The organism is Tabrizicola sp., from assembly GCF_036781545.1.
Classification (GTDB): domain Bacteria; phylum Pseudomonadota; class Alphaproteobacteria; order Rhodobacterales; family Rhodobacteraceae; genus Tabrizicola.
Window position 1 is genome coordinate 1 of the sequence record NZ_DAIQAT010000263.1, and the last position, 2,919, is coordinate 2,919.

Annotated in this window: 2 protein-coding genes; both read right to left on the reverse strand. The window is 68.1% G+C overall.

What is annotated here, in order from left to right:
• Positions 1 to 1,031: AMP-binding protein (locus V7Q39_RS20405; protein WP_333818444.1), on the reverse strand; the 1,031-nt coding region annotated here is incomplete at its 3' end.
• Positions 1,032 to 1,141: 110 nt separating this feature from the next.
• Positions 1,142 to 2,908: an ABC transporter transmembrane domain-containing protein gene (locus V7Q39_RS20410; RefSeq protein ID WP_443082559.1), complete on the reverse strand. Its 1,767-nt coding sequence runs from the start codon at positions 2,906 to 2,908 to the stop codon at positions 1,142 to 1,144.
• Between the last annotated feature and the right edge of the window lie 11 nt (positions 2,909 to 2,919).

Below are 2,919 nucleotides of genomic sequence, written 5' to 3' on the forward strand. Positions count from 1 at the left end.
GAGCCGGAGAAGCCGTTCTTCATGCTGGAGATGTCGGCATTGACCGGACGCTGCATCAGCGCGGCCAACGCGGTCGGCACGGTGATCATGTAGGTCACCTTGTAGCGCTCGACCAGTTTCCAGAAATTGTCGAACACCCCCTCGCCGCGATAGCCCTGCGGGGTGGGGAAGACCACATGCGCGCCCGAGCCGATCATCGACATCAGGATCGGATAGCAGGCGAAGACGTGGAACAGCGGCAGCGGGCAGATCACCACATCGGTCGGCTTGAAGAGCAGCGTCGCGCCCAGCCAGCCGTTGTAGACCATGCCGGAAACCTTGTGCTGCGCGACCTTGGGCATCCCGGTAGTGCCGCCGGTGTGGAAATAGGCGGCGACCCGGTCCTCCAGCGTGTCGGGGAAGGTCAGCTTGTCGGCGGGCATCCGGGCCATTTCGACGCGGAAGTCCTTGACGTTCGCGGTGTGCTGCACCGGGTTCTTCGGGCGGACCCAGGGCACGATGACCTTCTTCAGCCCTGACAGGTAGGGCACGAGGTCGACCTCCAGCACGGTCTTCACGTTGGGCGCGAACTGGACCGCCTCGCCCACCTTCTGCGGCACGTCGGTCTTCGGGAAGGCCTTCAGCGTGACCACGACCTTGGCGCCGGTCTCGCGCAGGATGGCGCTGATCTTTTCCGGCTCCAGGAGCGGGTTGATCGGGTTGACGATCCCGGCCACCGCCCCGCCCAGCAGCGTGATCGCCGTTTCCATCGCGTTCGGCAGGATGAAGGCGATCACGTCCTTCTCGCCGATCCCCAGCGAGCGGAAAAGGTTGGCGGCCTGCGTGACCTTGCCGTGCAGTTCGGCCCAGGTCAGCGTGACCTTCTTCGTCTCCGGGCCCGAGAGGAGCTGATAGCTGATCGCGGGCCGCGCGCCATGCGCCGTCTTCGCCCGCGTCAGGAAATCATACATCGACCGCGCCTGGCCCCGGTCGGCCCAGGGCATCTCGGCCTCAATGGCCTTGAGGTCCGCAGCGGTTGCGAAAGTGGTCATCGGTTCCTCCCCTTCCTGCCCGCTGTTGCCGCAGGCTTCAGACGAACATGGGGGGAGGAAGCAGGTTTGTGAAGTCGGTTTGTCCCGACCCCGCCCGCCGGGACGCGACGTCAGACCGCGCCGTCGGTGAACTGCAGCCGGGCGAGGCGGGCGTAAAGGCCGTCCGCCGCCACCAGCTCGTCATGCGTGCCCTGCGCCACGATCCGGCCCTGGTCGAAGACGACGATGCGGTCGGCGCGCTTCACCGTCGCCAGCCGGTGCGCCACGACCAGCGTCGTCCGCCCCTCGGCCAGCTTGTCGACCGCCGCCTGCACCAGCCGCTCGCTTTCGGCGTCCAGGGCGCTGGTCGCCTCGTCCAGCAGAAGGATCGGCGCATCGCGCAGGATGGCGCGGGCAATCGCCACCCGCTGCTTCTGCCCGCCCGACAGCATGACCCCGCGCTCGCCCAGATAGCTGTCATAGCCCTGCGGCAATGCCGTCAGGAAGTCATGCGCGGCGGCGGCTTTGGCGGCGGCTTCCACCTCGGCGTCGGTCGCGTCCAGCCGCCCGAAACGGATGTTCTCGCGCGCCGAGGTGGCGAAGATCACCGGATCCTGCGGCACCAGCGCGATGAAGCGGCGGAAATCGGCGCGGGCCATGCTGGCAAGCTCCAGCCCGTCCAGCGTGATGGTGCCGGACTGCGGATCATAGAACCGCATCAGAAGCTGCAGGATCGTGGTCTTGCCCGCGCCGGACGGCCCGACCAGCGCCACCGTCTCGCCGGGCTTCACATGCAGGGACACGCCGACCAGCGCGCTGGCTTCGGGCCGCGCCGGATAGCGGAAGGTCACGTCCTGAAAGGCGATCTCGCCCCGCACCGGGCGCGGCAGGGCCACCGGGCGCAGCGGGTCCTGCACCGAATCCTCGGTCCCCAGCAGTTCCACCAGCCGTTCGGTCGCCCCCGCGGCCCGCTGCAACTCGCCCCAGATTTCCGACAGCGCGCCCACGGCGCCCGCCACCATGACCGCATAGATCACGAACTGGATCAGCGCGCCCACCGACATCGTATCCGACCGCACGTCGCGCGCGCCGATCCACAACACGCCCACGATCCCGGCGAAGACCAGGAAGATCACGATCACCGTCATCACCGCCCGCGTCTTGATCCGCGTCTTGGCGGACTCGAAGCTCTTCTCCGTCACCTCGGCGAAGGCGCCCCGCGTCGCGTCCTCATGCGTGAAGGCCTGCACCGTCTGCACCGAGGACAGCGCCTCGGAGGCCGAGCCGGAGGAGGCGGCGATCCAGTCCTGGTTCTCGCGCGACAGCTGCCGCAGCCTGCGGCCAAGCACGACGATCGGCACGATGATCGCCGGGACGACCAGCAGGACAAGGCCGGTCAGCTTGGGCGAGGTCAGGAACAGAAGCGCCAGCCCGCCCAGCAGGATCAGCACGTTGCGCAAGGCGACCGAGACGGAAGAGCCGATCACCGACAGGATCAGCGTGGTGTCGGTGGTGATCCGGCTCAGGACCTCGCCGGTCAGGATGCGCTCGAAGAAGGCGGGCGACATGCCCAGCACCCGGTCGAACAGCGCGCGGCGGATGTCGGCCACCACACGCTCGCCCAGACGGGTGACGAAATAGTAGCGCAGGCCCGTGCCCACGGCGAGCAGGGCGGCAATCGCCAGGGCCGCGCCGAAATACTTGTCCAGAAGCTCGACCTGCGCGGTGTTGAACCCGTCGACCACCCGGCGCACGGCCAGCGGCAGGACCAGGCTGACCGAAGCGGTCAGGATCAGCGCCATCAGCGCCAGCGCCGCCATGCCGCGATAGGGCCAGAGGAACGGCACCAGCCCGCGCAGCGCGCCGACCCGTTTCGACTTCGGCCGATCCTCGACCACCGAACTGTCCG